Origin of the sequence: Bradyrhizobium zhanjiangense (assembly GCF_004114935.1) — a bacterium.
GTDB lineage: Bacteria > Pseudomonadota > Alphaproteobacteria > Rhizobiales > Xanthobacteraceae > Bradyrhizobium > Bradyrhizobium zhanjiangense.
The window spans coordinates 1,447,499-1,466,366 of the sequence record NZ_CP022221.1 but is presented as its reverse complement, the minus strand read 5'-3'; the positions used below and the strand labels follow the sequence as shown (position 1 = coordinate 1,466,366).

The window sequence follows — 18,868 nt, the reverse complement described above, 5'->3', positions numbered from 1 at the left end:
ACGCCGTGGCCGGTCGCAGATCCGTTGGAGCTCCTGGGATATGGAAAGACGTCTGGCTGCCATCGTCTGCGCCGATGTCGCCGGCTATTCGCGCATGATGGGCAGCGACGAGGCCGGCACCCATGCCGCCTTCAAGGCCCATCGCAGCGCGATCCACCCCATCATCCTCAATCACGGCGGCCGCGTCGTGAAGAACACTGGCGACGGCTTCCTGCTCGAGTTTGCCTCGATCGTCGGCGCCACCGAAGCCGCGATGGCGATGCAGACGCTGATGGCGGAGCGCAACCGGCATCTGCCGGCGGACCGCGCCATGCAGTTCCGGCTCGGCATCCACATGGGCGACGTCATCGCCGACGAGGACGAAGTGTTCGGTGACGATGTCAACATCGCCGTCCGCCTGGAATCGGTGGCGAGCCCCGGCGGCTTCGCCATCTCGGCGAAGGCCTATCGCGAGGCGAGCAAGCATCTCACCGTGCCGCTCACCGACGCCGGCAACCATCGCTTCAAGAACATCAAGGACGCGGTCGGGGTCTGGACCTGGACGCCCGAGGGCGCGCCGGCGCTTGCGCCCGAGCTGAGGGAGGCGTCCGCCCTCTCGCAGCAGTATCGCACCGCGATCGTCGGCGTGCTGCCCTTCGCCAATCTCAGCGATGCCCAGGACGAATATTTCTCCGACGGCCTGACCGAGGATTTGATCCACGCGCTGTCGCTGCAATCCTTCTATCGCGTGCTGAGCCGCAACTCGACCTTCGCCTTCAAGGGCAGGAACATCAGCACACGGCTGATCGCGCGCGAGATCGACGCCACCTATCTGATCCAGGGCTCGGTGCGGCGCGCCGGCGCCAAGATCCGCGTCACCGCCGAGCTGATCGCGCCGGAGACCGGCGAGCAGCTCTGGACCGGCCGCTACGACCGCGACATCGGCGACCTGTTCGCGATGCAGGACGAGATCACCACCAACCTGTCCGCCGCCATTGCCACCGAGATCGTACGGGCCGAGGCCTCAGCGCCGGCGCGGCTCTCGACCGACGTGAGCGCCTGGGACCGCTTCCTCAAGGGGCTGTCGCACTACTACCGGCAGACCAAGGAGGATTTGGCCACCGCCGTCGACCTGTTCCGCGAGGCCATCCGGCTCGATCCCAAGCTGTCGATCGCGCACGCCTATCTCGCCACGATCCAGATCCAGAGCATCCAGTTCGGCTGGGTCAAGGGCACGCGGGAGATGTGGGCCGAGGCGATGAACCTCGCCGAGACCAGCGTCAGGCTCGACCCGCGTTCCTCCTTCGCGTTCTCGATCCTGTCCTGGGCCCATGCGATGGAAGGGCATTACGAGGCCGCGATGGACGCCGCCAAGCGCGCGGTCGCACTCAACCCCTATGACAACGGCGCACGCGGCGTGCTCGGCATCTGCCATTTCGTTATCGGCGAGCACCGCGAGGCGATCGAGCTGTTCTCGATGGCGGCGCAGCGCGACAACAGCGACCCGCGCTACCAATGGGCGGCGCTGAACGCCTTCAGTCACTACCTGTTGCGCCAATATGACGCGACCCTGTCATGGGCGCGCGAGCAGCTCTACATCAACCCGAACCACATGCAGGCGCTGGCGATCCGCGCCGCGGCATTGGCCCAAATGGGACGGAGCGGCGAGGCGAGCGAGGCCGCTAGCGTGCTGATGGGAAACTATCCAACTCTGAATGTCGACAGGCACTTGCGCAACTTCCATTGGAAGCGGCCCGAGGACATCGCCCATTACCGCGAGGGTCTGCTGAAGGCCGGCGTGCCGCTTGGCAAGCTGACCCTGGTGCAGAGCGACGTCAAACGCGCCGCCGAGTCCTGACGGGCCTGCCGCGGTACCGCCCTTCGCGAAAAGCTGCTCGCGCCCGCTGTTGTTGACAGGACAGTGAAATCAGCCACACTTCATCACACGCTGAAGTAGTATGGTCTGCTGTCGGTTTGTTAGGACTTTCCGCGCTTGATCGGCGCGTCTTTTTTTGCGATTCGCTGCTTTCAGGATTTGGGCCATGCATGACCGCGCTTCGAAGCCGCCCTTCGACCCCTCGATCCAGGTCTCGCCGAACAATCCCTGTCCATTCCTGCGCGGCCTCGTCGGCGAAGGCTTCGTCGATGGCGGGACCGTCCCGCTCCGGACGCTGTCACAGACCATCGCGAATGCAAGCGGCGAGACGGGGGTGAAGAAGGTTTCGGCCCGCATCCAGGTCCGTGGCGTCGCGCTGATCGCCAACGGCGCCTGTCGCATCCTGCAAAGCATCTTTTGGGGCGCGCAGCTCAATATGTTGCGCGGCGGCCCGCTCGACAAGCTCGGTGCCGGCTCGCGCATCCTCGGCGTCGACGGTCGCGTCAACGAGGAAGAGATCTCGCGGCTCGCCAGTTTCGGCGGCACCTATACCGATCCCGATGGCGGCGGCACCGAGACCGGGCTCAACGCCTCGCAAATCCAGACCTTCATGAAGGACAACCTCAAGCGCGCCGGCAATCAATCGCGCTGGTACTACCCGATCCTGATGAAGTTCGAATGGCCGATCCTGCTCAAGATCATGGGCAAGGGTCAGGGTGATGACCGCTATCTCAGCGTGGCCGAGGTGAGTACATTGTTCAACGAGCGCAAATTCCCTGACAGGATCACCCAGCGAGTTGTCAGCCAGCCCGTCACCCCGCCCTCACTGATCTTGCGCGCTGCCGGCGGACTCGTCGCCGCGCTCCTCGTCTTTGGCATCGTGGCGCTGCGTTTTCCGGATCAATTCCAGCCCATGCTGCCCGGCATTCTCGGGGATCTGGTGGCGCCGCCATTGCCCGAGCACGTCGAACCGCGGGCCGCGTATTGGCTCGAGCAGAACTGGGCGCTGGAGGACCGGCACTGGTTTCATCACGCCAGCCAGGGCACCGCGACCTTCCCGGTGCCCTACCGCTGGTTCATGGCGCTCGAGCAGCCGCGGCTTCATTTCTTCGCAAAGCCCGGCATGCTGCATGACAGCGACCATCTGCAGCGCTTCGGCTTCATCCCGAGCCCGCAGACGATCAACACCGACGACGCCACGCTGCGCCGGTTCGGCTATGCCAACGTCTACGACAAGACGAAGCCGGTGCCGGCGCGGCTCTGGGATCCGCCGGTGAACTGGGGTGCTCAGGCCGAAAACGTCGACGGCCTGCCCGTCGGCTTCGCACGCATGACCGGCGTCCCCGATCCTGCGACCGGGCAGATCGGCGAGGACCGGATCGGCCTGACCTGCGCTGCCTGCCACACCGGCCAGATCCGCTACAAGGGCATCGACATCCGTTTCGACGGCGGCCCCGCGATGACCGACCTGAGAAGGCTCGAGGTCACGACCGGCCTGTCGATCGCCTATACGCTGTTCGTGCCGGGCCGCTTTACGCGCTTCGCCGACCGTGTGCTCGGCGCCTCCGCCAGCGATGTGGACCGCGATGCGCTAAAGCAGAAGCTGCGCGCGATCAGCACGTTCCTGATCGACTGGGAGAAGACCTACGCGAAAACCATCGACGGCAAGACGAGGTTCAACGAGAAGACGAAGCGGCAAGAGCCACAGCAGGACACCGAGGAAGGATACGGCCGCCTCGACGCGCTCAACCGCATCGGCAATCAGGTGTTCGCGCAGGACATGACGCTCAGCGGCCTCAGCGGCTTCGAGAAGAATCTGCATGCCAAGGATGCGCCGGTCAGCTTCCCGCCGATCTGGACCGTGCCCTGGCTCAAATTCGCGCAATATGACGCGTCCATCGAGCAGCCGCTGATCCGCAACGCCGGCGAAGCGCTGGGCGTGACCGCGCTGCTGAATCTGTCCGACACTACGCCCAAAGACAGGCTGTTCCGCTCGTCGATGGACATCAAGAATCTGAACTGGATCGAGGATCTGCTGAAGGGGTCGGCGCCCTATCCGAAAAAGCAGCTCTCCGGACTGACATCGCCGAAATGGCCGTCGGACATCTTCGGCGATGATGCCTGGAGGATCGATGGCGACCGCGTCAAACGTGGCCGCAAGCTCTACGCGGAGATCTGCGTCGAATGCCATCTCGGGCCGGTCAACGATCCCGTGTTCGACACCGAATTTCCGGCCCAGAGCATCTGGTCCTCGTCGCGGTGGGAAACCATCGGCGCTGACAAATTCCTGAACGAGGTTCAGAAGAGCGCCAAAGGCATGGGGACCGACCCGGCTCAGGCCAGCGTGCTGGCGACGCGCACGGTTCAGGTGCCGGGTTTCCTACAGCTCGATCCCACTCAGAAGCTCAATGCCTGGTGGAGCTGCAATCTGCCGGATATTTCTTCGACCGACATGCCATACTCGCTCGGCCTGATGGTGCTCGTGGACATCGTCGCCCGCAAGGCGATGGACGATGCCAAGATCGAGCCGAAGGTTCAGCAAGCCTGGTGGGGTAAGCGCAGGAACTGTCCCAATCCCGGTCCGCAGCCGCCCGATAAAGAGGAGCGGGGGCCCTGGTATCGCGCGCGTCCGCTCAACGGCGTCTGGGCCACCGCGCCTTACCTGCACAACGGATCGGTGCCCTCGCTCTACTGGATGCTGAGCCCCGCGGCCGAGCGCCCGAAATCGTTCTGCATGGGTGGTGGTCGCGACTACGATCCGAAGCAGGTCGGCTTCGCGGTCGCCGACGGCGAGAGCTGCAAGACCGGGCAGTCGCGCTTCTCGACGCGGGCGTCTGACGGCACCGAGTTGTTTGGCAACAGCAATGCCGGCCACTCGTTCGACGGCACGCCAGGGCCGGGCAAGGACGGCACCATCGGCCGCGTGCTCAAGGAGCAAGAGCGCTACGACCTGATCGAGTATTTGAAGACGCTGTGAGCACCGTCATTGCGAGCGAAGCGAAGCAATCCAGACTGTCTCCGCGCAGGCAGCCTGGATTGCTTCGTCGCATCAGCGCAAAATTGCTACGCAATTTTGTCGCGACCTCCTCGCAATGACGGAGAATGAAGAACTCTCCGCGAACTCAACTCTCATCATCCTTGCGGAGACTCCCCCCCACCCCCTCCCCGCAAGCGGGGCGAGGGGGGGCACCGTCCTCACTTGAACAGCGGCGTGCCCGGCACGAAGGCGTCGAAGGCGGCCCAGAACTGGGAGCGGTAACGGTCCTGCTCCTGGAGGATCTCGTGCTTCGAGCCCGCGATGACGAGATGCGAGCCGGCGCGCAAATGATAGGCGAACTCCTCGATCGCAGCGGTCGAGACCACGGTGTCGCTGGAGGCCGCCAGCATCAGGATCGGCTGGCGGATCTCTGACGGATATTTCAGGCGCTTGAAGGTTTGCATCGCGCTGAAGGCCGCGTCGGCCCAGGCCACCGTCGGTGACGCCAGCCCCAGCGTCGGATCCTCCTCCAGGATCGCGGCATTGCGCGCATAGCGCACCGGGTCGCTGGTGAGGGGATTGTTGATGAAGGGATCGAGCCCGGTGATGCGGCTGCTGCCGCCGGGGACATAACGGCCGCCCTGCCCGAACAGGCGCATCGTCTTGAGCAGCGCGCGGGCCGGAAACGACGTGGTGCGGCCAGGCAGGTCGATCATCGGCGCCGACAGCACCATGCGGTCGAACCAGCGCTTGCCCGCATGCGCGACCCGCAATAGCACCGTGCCGCCCATGGAATGGGCGAGCGCGAAGAACGGCGGCGGACAATCCGGCAGCACCACCTGCTGCACGAAGGTCTCGACGTCGATCTCGAAATCGGCGAAGTCGCGCACATAGCCCTTGCGCGGATCGCGCAGGCGACGCGAGGAATGGCCCTGCCCGCGCCAATCGATCATCGCCACCGCAAAGCCGCGGTCGCGCAGGTCGCGCACGGTCTCGAAATATTTCTCGATCTGCTCGCTGCGTCCGGTGAAGACGCAGACCGTACCCTTGCGGCCCGCCGGCGGCGCCCAGCGCGCAAAGCGCAGCTCGGCGCCATCGGGGGTCTTGATGGTGCCACTGACGACGTTTTCGGGGACGGGATTGGACGGGATCGAGACCAGCGTCATAGGCGGCAAGTACTGCAAATCAAGGGGCTAAAGCGCCGAAAAGGCGCAAATGCCGCCCTCTTGAACGCCGTCTCGTTCCACCCATATCATTTTCGTGCAGGCCGCTACCAGTGTTTCGGAACCGGAACATCAGGCTGCACACAGACGAAAGCCCGGCCCGATTGGCGGGCGGGTTACCCAAACAGTCGCTCAATGGAGGACTTGACCATGCGTAGCTATGATCTCACCCCATTCTATCGTTCCACCGTCGGCTTCGACCGCCTCTTCAGCCTGCTCGACCAGGCCGGCTCGGACGGCAGCCCCGGTTATCCCCCCTACAACATCGAGCGCATCGGCGAGAATGCCTACCGCATCACCGTTGCGGTCTCCGGCTTCGCCAAGGACGAGCTCTCCATCGTCGCGAAGGAAAACACGCTGACGATCAAGGGCGAGAAAGTCGCCAACGAGAACTCGAAGTCCGAAGTGCTCTATCGCGGCATCGCCGCGCGCGCCTTCGAGCGTGCCTTCCAGCTTGCCGATTTCGTGCAGGTGAAGGACGCTTCGCTCGAGAACGGCCTGCTTCACGTCGACCTCGTACGCGAGATTCCCGAGGCCAAGAAGCCGCGCCAGATCGCGATCAACACCAGCGCCCCGAAGGCGCAGGTGATCGAGAACTCGGCGCAAGCCGCCTAACGCACACACGCCACTTCCGAGTTGCGAAAACGCCCCGGTGCCCCGGGGCGTTTTTTTCGTTTTGCTAAACTCTCCGATGTCGTCCCGGCGCAGGCCGTTATGGGTCCCGGCCTTCGCCGGGACGACACCGGGAGCTCAGGAGCCTAGTCCAGCCCCTGCGCCGCCGGCATCTCCTGCGTCGGCAGGATCGTTGCCGCCGGCTTGGCCTGGACGGTTGAAGCAGTAGCTTCGGCGGGCTTGGCCTGGATGGCCGCGGTTTGCTGCGCGGGCTGCGGCTGTGCCTGCGGCGCCTGAGCCTGCTGCGGCGCGGGTTCGGCCAGCTTCGCCGCTGCCACCGGCACAGCCCCGCGCGGCGGGGCGGCCTTGGGCAACGGCACGGTGCGGCTTGCCACATGCGGGATCGAAGCCGGCGGGCGCGGCGGGCCGCTGCGAATCACGGTCGGCGGCGGCAGCGCGCTTTGCGGGCCGTAAGGCGCGACCGCGCGCTCATCATAGGCGGGCGCCATGCCGTAGGCGTCAGCGGCGGGCATGAAGCGGATGATCCGCCCGTCGCGGGCGTCGATCACCAGCCGGCCATCGTCGCCACGATGGTCGATCACCGCGATGGTGTAGACGGTGCCGCGCAGGCGCGGGATGCCGAGCGGCGAGAAGCCGTTTTCGCGCAGCACCGCGTAGACTTCGGTCGACGGCAGCAGCCCCGGGGCCGCACCGCGCTCCTCGTAGCCATAGCCATAGCCGTAACGCGGCGGCGGGAGCGGCGCGGCCTCCGGCGGCGCGTAGGGCCCGTCGAAATCCGACGCTGCGATAACGGCCCCTCTCGCGATACCGTTCGCGGGAACCTGCGCGTGCGCCGCGCTTGCGGCCAGCGCCAGCGCGGCAGCGGCCACACATCCTGTGAAAAACTTCATGGTCGAGACGCTCCTGTCAGGCCCTCCGATGGCCGCCCTCTTTCGCTTCTCGCGGCATGGCGCGCCTTCCGAAGGGTTGATCCGAAGCTTCATTGGGGATTTCGGCGCCCGCGGGGCCGGATCAGGGCGCGTTTGCTTCAAAACCGGGGCTGCGCAACTTTTGGAAAGCGATTGATTGACAGATCGGGAATCGGGACTTCCGCGCGCTTGTGTGCTAGACAAAAATTTGGCAAGGTGATGGTTAGGACAGGAAGACTGTCTCAATTTTGCTTGCGGTTCCGGCACAGGGATTGCAGCGAGAACTGGTGCTCTCGAGCGCCGGGAAGGTACCAGGCAAAGCCGTTCTCGGGGACGAAGAACGCCTAGGCCTGAATTTAAGAAAATGCGGCTCGCAGCGGACGAGCGGTGACCCAGAGGCGGGTGCCGCGGAACGCCCAAGGTGCGCCGAAGATGGCGGTGAGGCACCTTGCCGCATGGAGAGGACAGGACAATGAACGGGTCGCAATTCGAGCGCGCAAACATCGTGGCAGAACAGCTGTCGGCGACGGTCGCCTCGAAAACGACCGATCCGATTCAGGAGCACAATTCGCGCCCCAAAGCCGAAGGCCTTTACGATCCCGCCCTCGAGAAGGATTCCTGCGGCGTCGGCTTCATCGCCAACATCAAAGGCAAGAAGTCGCGCGAGATCGTCTCGGACGCGCTCAGCATCCTCTGCAATCTCGAGCATCGCGGTGCGGTCGGCGCCGACCCGCGCGCTGGTGACGGTGCCGGCATCCTGGTGCAGATCCCGCACGCCTTCTTCAGCCGCAAGGCCGGGGAGCTCGGCTTCAAGCTGCCGGCGCCCGGCGAATACGCCGTCGGCGCGCTGTTCATGCCGCGCGACACCGCCTGGCGCAACGTCATCAAGAGTATCATCGCCGACCAGATCAAGGAAGAGGGCCTGACCCTGCTGGGCTGGCGCGACGTGCCGACCGACAACTCCTCTCTCGGCGTCACCGTGAAGCCGACCGAGCCCGCCTGCATGCAGGTGTTCATCGGCCGCAACGGCACCGCCAAGACCGAGGACGAGTTCGAGCGCCGGCTCTACATCCTGCGCAAGTCGATCTCGCAGGCGATCTACCTGCGCCGCGACCGCGGCCTTGCGGGCTACTATCCGTGCTCGATGTCCTGCCGCACCGTGATCTACAAGGGCATGTTCCTGGCCGACCAGCTCGGCAAGTACTATCCGGACCTGCACGAAAAGGACTTTGAGAGCGCGCTCGCACTCGTTCACCAGCGCTTCTCGACCAACACCTTCCCGGCCTGGTCGCTGGCGCATCCCTATCGCATGATCGCGCATAACGGCGAGATCAACACGCTGCGCGGTAACACCAACTGGATGGCGGCGCGCCAGGCTTCGGTGAGCTCCGAGCTCTACGGCAAGGACATCAACCGGCTCTGGCCGATCTCCTACGAGGGACAGTCGGACACCGCCTGCTTCGACAACGCGCTCGAATTTCTGGTGCAGGGCGGCTACTCGCTGCCGCACGCCGTCATGATGATGATTCCGGAGGCGTGGGCCGGCAATCCCTTGATGGATGAGAAGCGCCGCGCCTTCTACGAGTATCATGCCGCGCTGATGGAGCCGTGGGACGGCCCGGCCGCGATCGCCTTTACCGACGGCCGCCAGATCGGCGCCACGCTCGACCGCAATGGCCTGCGGCCCGCGCGCTATCTCGTCACCAAGGACGACCGCATCGTGATGGCGTCCGAGATGGGCGTGCTGACGATCCCTGAGGACCAGATCATCACCAAGTGGCGCTTGCAGCCTGGCAAGATGCTGCTGGTCGATCTCGAGCAGGGCCGCCTGATCCCGGACGACGAGATCAAGGCCGAGCTCGCCAAGAGCCATCCCTACAAGGAATGGCTGGAGCGGACCCAGATCGTGCTGGAAGAGCTGCCGAAGGTGCCGACCACCGGCGTGCGCTCCAACCTGTCCCTGCTCGATCGCCAGCAGGCGTTCGGCTACAGCCAGGAAGACATCACCATCCTGATGACGCCGATGGCGGCCACGGGCGAGGAAGCCGCGGGCTCGATGGGCAACGACACGCCGATCTCGGCGCTGTCGCACAAGGCCAAGCCGCTGTTCACCTACTTCAAGCAGAACTTCGCGCAGGTCACCAACCCGCCGATCGATCCGATCCGCGAGGAGCTGGTGATGAGCCTGGTCTCGATCATCGGGCCGCGACCGAACCTGTTCGATCTGCAAGGAATGGCCACGACCAAGCGCCTCGAAGTGCGCCAGCCGATCCTGACGGACGCGGATCTGGAAAAGATCCGCTCGATCTCGGAGGTGGCCGACACGCACTTTAAGTCGCGCACGCTCGACACCACCTTCCACGCCGGTCTCGGCGCGGCCGGCATGGACCAGGTGCTCGACGAACTCTGCGCGCGCGCCGAAAGCGCAGTGCGCGAGGGCGTCAACATCATCATCCTGTCTGACCGCATGGTCGGCACCGACCGGGTGCCGATCCCGTCGCTGCTGGCCTGCGCCGCCGTGCATCATCACCTGATCCGCACCGGCCTGCGCACCTCGGTCGGCCTCGTCGTCGAATCCGGCGAGCCGCGCGAAGTGCATCACTTCGCCTGCCTTGCCGGCTACGGTGCTGAAGCGATCAATCCCTACCTCGCGTTCGAGACCATCATCGCGATGAAGGACCGGCTGCCCGGCTCGCTCGACGATTACGAGATCGTCAAGCGCTACATCAAGTCGATCGGCAAGGGCCTGCTCAAGGTGATGTCCAAGATGGGCATCTCGACCTACCAATCCTATTGCGGCGCGCAGATCTTTGACGCGGTCGGCCTCAAAGCGGATTTCGTCGCAAAGTTCTTCGCCGGCACGCACACCCGCGTCGAGGGCGTCGGTCTTGCCGAGATCGCGGAAGAGGCGGTGCGCCGTCATGCCGACGCGTTCGGCGAGGCTCAGGTCTACAAGAGCGCGCTCGACGTCGGCGGCGAATATGCCTATCGCAGCCGCGGCGAGGACCATGCCTGGACCGCCGAGTCGGTGTCGCTGCTCCAGCACGCCGCGCGCGGCAATTCGCAGGAGCGCTACCGCGCCTTCGCAAAAATCCTCAACGAGCAGTCGGAGCGCCTGTTGACGCTGCGCGGCCTGTTCCGGATCAAGAACGCGGAGGAGGAGAAGCGCAAGCCGATCCCGCTCGACCAGGTCGAGCCGGCCAAGGAGATCGTCAAGCGCTTCGCCACGGGTGCGATGAGCTTCGGCTCGATCTCGCGCGAGGCGCACACTACGCTCGCGATCGCCATGAACCGGATCGGCGGCAAGTCCAACACCGGCGAAGGCGGCGAGGAAGCCGACCGCTTCAAGCCGATGCCGAGCGGCGATTCCATGCGCTCGGCGATCAAGCAGGTCGCCTCGGGCCGCTTCGGCGTCACCACGGAGTATCTCGTCAACTCCGACATGATGCAGATCAAGATGGCGCAGGGCGCCAAGCCCGGCGAAGGCGGCCAGCTGCCCGGCCACAAGGTCGACGCCACCATCGCAAAGGTCCGGCACTCGACGCCGGGCGTCGGCCTGATCTCACCGCCGCCGCACCACGACATCTATTCGATCGAGGATCTGGCGCAGCTCATCTACGACCTCAAGAACGTCAACCCGACGGGCGACGTCTCGGTCAAGCTCGTCTCCGAGATCGGCGTCGGCACCGTGGCTGCGGGCGTCGCCAAGGCGCGCGCCGACCACGTCACCATAGCGGGCTTCGAGGGCGGCACCGGCGCTTCGCCGCTGACCTCGATCAAGCATGCCGGCTCACCCTGGGAGATCGGCCTCGCCGAGACCCATCAGACGCTTGTGCGCGAGCGGCTGCGCAGCCGCATCGTGGTCCAGGTCGACGGCGGCTTCCGCACCGGACGTGACGTCGTGATCGGCGCGCTGCTCGGCGCCGACGAGTTCGGCTTCGCCACTGCGCCCTTGATCGCGGCCGGCTGCATCATGATGCGCAAGTGTCATCTCAACACCTGCCCGGTCGGCGTCGCGACGCAGGATCCGGTGCTGCGCAAGCGCTTCACCGGCCAGCCCGAGCACGTGATCAACTACTTCTTCTTCGTCGCGGAGGAAGTCCGCGAGATCATGGCTTCGCTCGGCTTCCGCACCTTCAACGAGATGGTCGGCCAGGTGCAGCTGCTCGACCAAACCAGGCTGGTCGCGCATTGGAAGGCCAAGGGCCTCGACTTCTCAAAGCTGTTCGTCAAGCAGAAGGAAGAGAAGGGCCAGAAGATCTATCACTCCGAGCGTCAGAACCATCATCTGGAGGCGGTACTCGACCGCACGCTGATCGAGAAGGCGACGCCTGCGCTCGACCGCGGTGCGCCGGTCAAAATCGAAGCTGCGATCAACAGCACCAACCGTTCCGCCGGCGCCATGCTGTCGGGTGCGGTCGCCAAGATCTACGGCCATGCCGGTCTGCCGCACGACACCATCCATGTCAGCCTCAAGGGCACCGCCGGCCAGGCGTTCGGCGCCTGGCTCGCCCACGGCGTCACCTTCGAGCTCGAGGGTGAAGGCAACGACTATGTCGGCAAGGGCCTCTCGGGCGGCAAGATCATCGTCAAGCCGCCGAAGAACTCTGCAATCGTGCCGGAAGAGAGCATCATCGTCGGCAACACCGTGATGTACGGCGCGATCGAGGGTGAGTGCTACTTCCGCGGCATCGCCGGCGAGCGCTTCGCCGTGCGTAACTCGGGTGCCGTGGCGGTGGTCGAGGGCGCGGGTGATCATTGCTGCGAATACATGACCGGCGGCATCGTGGTCGTGCTCGGCAAGACCGGGCGCAACTTCGCGGCCGGCATGTCCGGCGGCATCGCCTATGTGCTGGACGAGGCCGGCGATTTCGACCGGCTGTGCAACCTGTCGATGGTCGAGCTCGAGCCGGTGCTGTCGGAAGAGATGATCGCCCAGAGCGCCTACAACCAGTTCGGTGACCTCGAGGCGCATGGCCGGGTCGACGTGTTCAAGAACCTGCTCGCCTCCGACGTCGAGCGGCTGCACGTGCTGATCTCGCGCCATGCCAAGGCGACCGGCTCCAAGCGCGCCGCCGACATCCTGGCCAATTGGAAGGACTGGCTGCCCAAATTCCGCAAGGTGATGCCGGTCGAGTACCGGCGCGCGCTGCGCGAAATGGCCGCCAACGCGGACGCCGAGCCGAAGATCGCGATCGGGGCGTAAGGCAACACACCCCGTCATTGCGAGCGAAGCGAAGCAATCCAGACTTTCTTCCTTGATGCAGACTGGATTGCTTCGTCGCTTCGCTCCTCGCAATGACGGTTGAGGAAACAACAGACGAATTAGCCGGCAGGGACTACGGGTTTAATGGGCAAGATCACGGGTTTTCTCGAAATCGAACGGCATGACCGCAAGTACACCCCGGTCGCCGAGCGCGTGAAGCATTACAAGGAGTTCGTCGTTCCCCTTTCCGAGAGGGAGGTGCGCGACCAGGCCGCGCGCTGCATGAATTGCGGCATTCCCTATTGCCACGGTACCGGCTCGGTCGCGCCTGGCACGCCCGGCTGCCCGGTCAACAACCAGATCCCGGACTGGAACGATCTCGTCTATCAGGACAACTGGCAAGAAGCCTCGCGCAACCTGCACTCGACCAACAATTTCCCGGAGTTCACGGGACGCATCTGCCCGGCGCCGTGCGAAGCGTCCTGCACGCTCAACATCGACGACAACCCCGTCACCATCAAGACCATCGAATGCGCGATCGTCGACCGCGCCTGGGACAATGGCTGGCTGAAGCCGGAAGTGCCGACTGAGAAGACCGGCAAGAAGGTCGCCGTGATCGGCTCGGGTCCGGCCGGCATGGCCTGCGCGCAGCAGCTCGCGCGCGCCGGCCACGACGTGCATTTGTTCGAGAAGTACGCCAAGGCCGGTGGCCTGCTGCGCTACGGCATCCCCGACTTCAAGATGGAGAAGGGCATCATCGATCGCCGCGTCAAGCAGATGGAAGCCGAGGGCGTCACCTTCCACTACAACAGCCATGTCGGCGCTGACGGCAATGTCGATCCGCGCGAGATGCTGAACGAGTACGACGCCGTCGCCCTGACCGGCGGCGCGGAAGCTCCGCGCGACCTGCCGATCCCCGGCCGCGATCTCCAAGGCATTCACTACGCCATGGATTTCCTGCCGCAGCAGAACCGCCGCGTCTCCGAGGAGCCGCTCGGCGGCGTCCAGGAGATCTTGGCCGGCGGCAAGCATGTCGTCGTCATCGGCGGCGGCGACACCGGATCTGACTGCATCGGCACCTCGCTGCGCCAGGGCGCGCTGTCTGTGACCCAGCTCGAGATCATGCCCGCTCCCCCTGAGCGCGAGAACAAGGGCCTGACCTGGCCGAACTGGCCGCTCAAGATGCGGACGTCCTCCAGCCAGGCAGAAGGCGCGATCCGCGAATACGCCGTGCTGACGCAGAAATTTTCCGGCGAGAACGGCAAGGTCAAGAAGCTGCACTGCGTGCGCGTCGACGACAAGTTCAAGCCGATTGCCGGCACCGAGTTCGAGCTCGGCGCCGAGCTCGTCCTGCTCGCCATGGGCTTCGTCCACCCCGTGCACGAGGGCCTCTTGAAGATGCTCGCGGTCGACCTCGACCCGCGCGGCAACGTCAAGGCCAACACGCTCGATTACCAGACCTCGCGCCCGAACGTGTTCTCCGCCGGCGACATGCGCCGCGGCCAGTCGCTGGTGGTGTGGGCCATCCGCGAGGGGCGGCTGTGTGCCCGGTCGATCGATACGTTCTTGATGGGGAAGACGGATTTGCCGCGGTAGCAGCTGTCGTCCTGGCGAAAGCCAGGACCCATACCGCGGAATCTATCCAGGGCAGACGGTACTCATCCCGAACGACCAGTCGTCGCCAAACCACTCCTTGGGGTAATGGGTCCTGGCTTTCGCCAGGGCGACGACTGAGAGCTTGGCAGCGCCGATGACCACCGGGCCACGCGCAGCTAATTCTGCAGCCTCACCCCCAGCACCACCACCGTCCCCGACGAGCTCGCCCCCGCGACGTTCGAATCCAGGATGTCGTGGCGCAGCGTGCCCTTGATCCAGATGTTGCGGTTGAGCTTGTAGATCAGATTGCTCTCGAGCGAGTAGGTCTTGTCGTTGCGATTCTGGTTCTGGTAGTCGAGCGTGCCGTAAGTGAACTTGCCGACGGCGGTGAGCCAGCGGCGGAAGTCGTGGTCGACTTCGGCCGAATAGGTGCGCACCAGGACGCCGGAAGAGCCGGGAATCGTGGTCTCGGCGATCTGCGTGTCGGTGAAGAACTTCACCGTGGTGAGGCCGCTCGCATTCCAGATCAGCGAGCCCGTGGTGAGGAAGCCAGAGAGCTGGCTGAGACGCGGGTCGACATAATTGCGCGCGGAATAGCCGACCGAGATTTCGCCGGTGAGGATGCGCGAGAACTCGAAGGACGAGCCGACCTTGGCATAGCCGCCGTTTGAATCGCGGAAGTAGCCGTTGCGGTCGGCGGCCTGATCGTGCACGCGGGTGTCGCCCTGGATTTCCACGAACGGCTTGAGGCCCGGCTTCAGGTCGTAGGAGAATCGCCCCACGCCGCCATACTGATTGAAGTCGCGATCGGTATTGGCAGAGGTCGAGCCGTCGGTGAGCTTTGAATCGGTGTAGGCGGTGCGATCGACGGTGGCGCCGGCCGCGACCTGGAAGCGATTGAAAGTCTGGTCGAAGCCGACGGTGGCGCCGTAGGCGGCGTAGACAGGGTATTTCTGCAGGCCGGCCTGCACGTTCGGGCTGCCGGGATTGTCGGTGGCGAGCCGCAGGCGGAGTTGCGAGGTCAGCTTGAAATCGCGGGTGACGTCGACGCGGCCGTCGACATGGCCGGTGAAATCGGGGCGGTCAACCTCGACCGGCGACGGCGAAGGGAAACCGTTGATCGTCGCCGGCATGTTGTTGGTGTAGCCCGAGAACGAGCCGCGCAGATCGGCAACCAGCGCGTGGCGCTCCCAGTCGGACACCACAAGGAGATCGGGCGCGACCACGTAGGCCGGCGAGCCGACCGGCTTGTTCAGGCGCGCGGGGTTGGTGTCGTAGCCGGTCGAGAGCTCGAGCCCGCCCTTGATCAGGAAGCTGCCGGCATAGTCGCCGACCGCGCCGAACGGATCCTCATCCAGCTTGAGGCGTCGGCGCAGTGGCTGGCCGGGCACGTTGCCCGCCATCGCGGGCGGCACCGGCGTCCTGTGCGCGGTCTCGGACGGCGGCGGCGCGATGCGCGGCGGGGCGAGCGTCCTCTCCGGCGTTGCCGGCGCTACCTTTGAGCCGGGGCCGACCGGGCGCTTCGGCTTCGGCTGTCCGGGATAGAGCTTCGGCTGCTGCCGTTTGCGGTTGAGCGAGTCGTAGCCGGAGCCGCTCGCGCCGTTGGCGGCGGGCAGGCCGTAGGTCGGGACCGGATTGGTCGAGCCTTGGCCGGCGCGCGGAGCTGCCGGCGGCTGCTGGCGCCTGCGCGGATCGTTGGGATCGGGCAGCGTCGGCAGCGCATCCGATGGCGCCTGCGGCACGCCGGCGGTGCGGCGCGTCGGCAGCGTCTCGGGCGAGGCGAAGCCGCCGCGGTTGGGATTGAACAGGTCAGGCGTGAGGCTCTGGGCGCCCGCCGGCGCGCCCTCGAAGGCCGTCAGCATGAGGCACGGCAAAGCGGCGCGCAGGAAATGCGCGCGTTTGCTCCGGCCGATGCCTGGAGACGACCCCACGATGGAAGAACTCCAACGAAATCAAACACTTTCACGACGGCCTCCCATCGGTTGGCGGGAACCATCGTTAATGGAGTTAAAACAATTATGGTTAATGACCCGTTGAGGGGGTTCGGGGGCCGCGTCGCCTCCACGGCCGCGGCGTGCTAAGCAAGCGCCAACGGGCGAACGCCCCTCCTCCCTGGACCTGAACATGCCGAGTTCGAAACCGCTGATGACCACATCATCCGGCACCATCCCTGATAGCGTCGAATCCGCGCTCCGCACGCTGGAGACGGAGAGCGGCGGCATCAACGCGCTTGCCACCGCCCTGCGCGGCCCGCTGGGTGCGGCATTTGCGAGAGCGGTCGACCTGATCCGCAACGCCAAGGGCCGCGTCATCGTCACCGGGCTCGGCAAGTCAGGCCATATGGGCCGCAAGATCGCGGCGACGCTGGCCTCGACCGGCACGCCCGCCTTCTTCGTGCACACGGCCGAAGCCGGCCATGGCGATCTCGGCATGATCACGCCCGACGATGTCATCATGGCGCTGTCCTGGTCCGGCGAGCAGCCGGAGATGAAGAACCTCGTGAATTATTCGGCGCGGTTCGCGATTCCCATGATCGCGGTGACCTCGAACGCGGCGTCCTCGCTGGGACAAGCCGCCGATCTCGTGATCGAGCTGCCGAAGGCGCGCGAAGCCTGCCCGCACAATCTGGCGCCGACCACCTCGACGCTGATGCAGGCCGCGATCGGCGACGCCATCGCGATCGCGCTGCTCGAAGGCCGCGGCTTCACTGCGCTGGAGTTCGCGCATTTCCATCCCGGCGGCAAGCTCGGGGCGATGCTGAAATTCGTCCGCGACTACATGCGCACGGGCGCGGAAATTCCGGTCAAGCCGCTCGGCACCAAGATGTCGGACGCCGTGGTCGAGATGTCGGCCAAGGGGCTGGGCTGCGTCTGCATCATCGACGACGCCGGCGCCATCGCAGGCATCATCACCGACGGCGACCTGCGCCGCCACATGCGCCCCGACCTGCTGACCGCGACGGTCGACGAGATCATGACGAGGGAGCCGAAGACGGTGCCGCCCTCGATGCTCGCGACCGAGATGATCGAGGTGCTGAACACCCGCAAGATCACCACGCTGGTCGTCACCGAGGCAAACAAGGTGGTCGGCATCGTGCATCTGCACGATCTGTTGCGGGCGGGCGTGGCGTAGGGCCGCTGCCTCCACATCGTCATTCCGGGGCGCGCCCGCTTGGGCGCGAGCCCGGAATCCATTCCACTCCGAGTCGCTGCCCAATGGATTCCGGGCTCGCGACTACGTCGCGCCCCGGAATGACAGTGAGAGTGTAGTGCTCCTCTCTCTCCTCCGTCATTGCGAGCGCAGCGAAGCAATCCAGACTGCAGTGCGGAAAGACTCTGGATTGCTTCGCTGCGCTCGCAATGACGGCGGTTAGAGCGGTGCCGGAAACCGCGCCGCGCTCTCCTCCAACGGCAGCCTCAAGCCGTTCGCCAGATACGACACCGTGCGGTAGAAGCCGCACAACAGCATGATCTCCAGGATCTGCGCCTCATCGTAATGCGCGGACAGCGCGGCAAACTCGGCGTCACTCAACATCGCACGGTGATGCAGCGCGTCGACGGCCGCGATCAGCGCCTGCTCAGCCACCGACCAGCACGGCGACGTCGCATCGCCGAACACGGTCGCGCGTAATTCATCCTCGGTGAGCTTTGCGGGCCCCGCAAAGATCGCAACATGCACGCCCCATTCGTACTCGCATTGGTTCAGCGCGCAGGTGCGGTCGATGACGATCTCGCGTTGGCGCAGCGAGAGCGGGCCGGGATCGAGCAGGCCGCCGGCGCGAAACTTGTCCCAGGCGCGAGCGCAGCCCGCCATCACCCGGAACAGCAGCAGCGGGGGCGCGCCGCGCATGATGCGATCGAACTGCGCCTGGATCTCCTGGGGATAAGGCGGATCGAGCGGCGCGATACGCGGCATCGGCTGGGACATGGGCCATCTCGTTTGCTACAATTATTGTAGCGATAAGCTACATTATCTGTAGCATGACGCAAGAGGCGACGATGTCGAAGCAGGCCACTACCAGATCGCGCAGCGTGCGCGGCTCGCGCACCGGGCGGCCGATCATGGCGCTGCTCGACCTCCTGGGGCGGCGCTGGAGCCTGCGGATCCTGTGGGAGTTGCGCGGCGAGCCCCTCACCTCCCGCGGCTTGCGCTCCGCCTGCGACGAAGCTTCGCCGACGGTGCTGCAGGCGCGGCTAACGGAGCTGCGCGAGGCAGGATTCGTGGAGTTGGGCGAGGCCGGAGGCTACGGGCTGACGCCGCTGGGGCGAGAATTGTGCGAGACGTTCATGCCGCTGCACCGGTTTGCGGAGAGGTGGAAAGGCTCTTCTCCCTCTCCCCGCTTGCGGGGAGAGGGTCGGGGTGAGGGGGAGCCTCCGCGCGGACGGAAGCAGTGAAGACTCGCGGAGGCTCCCCCTCACCCGGATTGCATCTGCGATGCAATCCGGCCTCTCCCCGGGGAGAGGCAAAGAA

Annotated in this window: 11 protein-coding genes; 7 read left to right on the top strand and 4 right to left on the bottom strand. The window is 65.3% G+C overall.

The features are described from left to right. Positions 1 to 40 precede the first annotated feature (40 nt). Both XH85_RS06945 and XH85_RS06940 read left to right on the top strand, forming a co-directional pair. Positions 41 to 1,837 carry an adenylate/guanylate cyclase domain-containing protein gene (locus XH85_RS06945; RefSeq protein ID WP_164940098.1) on the top strand — a complete coding sequence of 599 codons (1,797 nt, stop codon included), beginning with the start codon at positions 41 to 43 and terminating at the stop codon, positions 1,835 to 1,837. A gap of 184 nt (positions 1,838 to 2,021) precedes the next feature. Continuing rightward, positions 2,022 to 4,832 carry a di-heme-cytochrome C peroxidase gene (locus tag XH85_RS06940; RefSeq protein ID WP_128931297.1) on the top strand — a complete coding sequence of 937 codons (2,811 nt, stop codon included), beginning with the start codon at positions 2,022 to 2,024 and terminating at the stop codon, positions 4,830 to 4,832. A gap of 218 nt (positions 4,833 to 5,050) precedes the next feature. Here the strand turns inward: XH85_RS06940 and XH85_RS06935 are convergent, their stop codons facing one another. Further along, a complete protein-coding gene (locus tag XH85_RS06935; RefSeq protein ID WP_128937129.1) occupies positions 5,051 to 5,998 on the bottom strand; it encodes an alpha/beta fold hydrolase in 948 nt (315 codons plus the stop codon). A 207-nt stretch (positions 5,999 to 6,205) separates the two neighbouring features. Between XH85_RS06935 and XH85_RS06930 the strand changes: the two genes are divergently transcribed. Continuing rightward, positions 6,206 to 6,670 carry an Hsp20 family protein gene (locus XH85_RS06930; RefSeq protein ID WP_164940099.1) on the top strand — a complete coding sequence of 155 codons (465 nt, stop codon included), beginning with the start codon at positions 6,206 to 6,208 and terminating at the stop codon, positions 6,668 to 6,670. Positions 6,671 to 6,813: 143 nt separating this feature from the next. Here XH85_RS06930 and XH85_RS44750 read toward each other — a convergent pair whose 3' ends face one another. Beyond that, the gene (locus XH85_RS44750; protein ID WP_164940912.1) at positions 6,814 to 7,578 is read right to left on the bottom strand and encodes a hypothetical protein; all 765 of its coding nucleotides are present in this window, start codon (positions 7,576 to 7,578) and stop codon (positions 6,814 to 6,816) included. A gap of 490 nt (positions 7,579 to 8,068) precedes the next feature. Here XH85_RS44750 and gltB point away from each other — a divergent pair, with 490 nt between their 5' ends. Then, positions 8,069 to 12,802 (top strand): glutamate synthase large subunit, encoded by a 4,734-nt coding sequence (gene gltB, locus XH85_RS06920; RefSeq protein ID WP_128931294.1) that lies wholly within the window; start codon positions 8,069 to 8,071, stop codon positions 12,800 to 12,802. Positions 12,803 to 12,946: 144 nt separating this feature from the next. Further along, on the top strand, positions 12,947 to 14,398 hold the full coding sequence (locus XH85_RS06915; protein ID WP_128931293.1) for a glutamate synthase subunit beta: 1,452 nt from the start codon (positions 12,947 to 12,949) through the stop codon (positions 14,396 to 14,398). 176 nt (positions 14,399 to 14,574) lie between these two features. Here the strand turns inward: XH85_RS06915 and XH85_RS06910 are convergent, their stop codons facing one another. Next, complete coding sequence (locus XH85_RS06910) at positions 14,575 to 16,329, bottom strand: outer membrane beta-barrel protein (protein ID WP_128931292.1); 1,755 nt, start codon at positions 16,327 to 16,329, stop codon at positions 14,575 to 14,577. A gap of 193 nt (positions 16,330 to 16,522) precedes the next feature. On the opposite strand from XH85_RS06910, the gene XH85_RS06905 reads away from it, so the two are divergent. Continuing rightward, positions 16,523 to 17,530 (top strand): KpsF/GutQ family sugar-phosphate isomerase, encoded by a 1,008-nt coding sequence (locus tag XH85_RS06905; protein WP_164940100.1) that lies wholly within the window; start codon positions 16,523 to 16,525, stop codon positions 17,528 to 17,530. Between the two features lie 237 nt (positions 17,531 to 17,767). Here the strand turns inward: XH85_RS06905 and XH85_RS06900 are convergent, their stop codons facing one another. Then, positions 17,768 to 18,325, bottom strand: coding sequence for a carboxymuconolactone decarboxylase family protein (locus tag XH85_RS06900; RefSeq protein ID WP_128931290.1), 558 nt, complete (start codon positions 18,323 to 18,325; stop codon positions 17,768 to 17,770). 71 nt (positions 18,326 to 18,396) lie between these two features. Here XH85_RS06900 and XH85_RS06895 point away from each other — a divergent pair, with 71 nt between their 5' ends. Further along, on the top strand, positions 18,397 to 18,792 hold the full coding sequence (locus XH85_RS06895) for a winged helix-turn-helix transcriptional regulator (protein ID WP_128931289.1): 396 nt from the start codon (positions 18,397 to 18,399) through the stop codon (positions 18,790 to 18,792). Positions 18,793 to 18,868 lie beyond the last annotated feature (76 nt).

What these genes read in the sequence shown, in the direction of transcription:
- XH85_RS06940 (WP_128931297.1), top strand. Translation starts at nt 2,022, where the DNA reads ATGCATGACCGCGCTTCGAAGCCGCCCTTCGACCCCTCGATCCAGGTC.
- XH85_RS06935 (WP_128937129.1), bottom strand. Translation starts at nt 5,998, where the DNA reads ATGACGCTGGTCTCGATCCCGTCCAATCCCGTCCCCGAAAACGTCGTC.
- XH85_RS06945 (WP_164940098.1), top strand. Translation starts at nt 41, where the DNA reads ATGGAAAGACGTCTGGCTGCCATCGTCTGCGCCGATGTCGCCGGCTAT.
- XH85_RS06930 (WP_164940099.1), top strand. Translation starts at nt 6,206, where the DNA reads ATGCGTAGCTATGATCTCACCCCATTCTATCGTTCCACCGTCGGCTTC.
- gltB (WP_128931294.1), top strand. Translation starts at nt 8,069, where the DNA reads ATGAACGGGTCGCAATTCGAGCGCGCAAACATCGTGGCAGAACAGCTG.
- XH85_RS06895 (WP_128931289.1), top strand. Translation starts at nt 18,397, where the DNA reads ATGTCGAAGCAGGCCACTACCAGATCGCGCAGCGTGCGCGGCTCGCGC.
- XH85_RS44750 (WP_164940912.1), bottom strand. Translation starts at nt 7,578, where the DNA reads ATGAAGTTTTTCACAGGATGTGTGGCCGCTGCCGCGCTGGCGCTGGCC.
- XH85_RS06900 (WP_128931290.1), bottom strand. Translation starts at nt 18,325, where the DNA reads ATGTCCCAGCCGATGCCGCGTATCGCGCCGCTCGATCCGCCTTATCCC.
- XH85_RS06915 (WP_128931293.1), top strand. Translation starts at nt 12,947, where the DNA reads ATGGGCAAGATCACGGGTTTTCTCGAAATCGAACGGCATGACCGCAAG.
- XH85_RS06905 (WP_164940100.1), top strand. Translation starts at nt 16,523, where the DNA reads ATGCCGAGTTCGAAACCGCTGATGACCACATCATCCGGCACCATCCCT.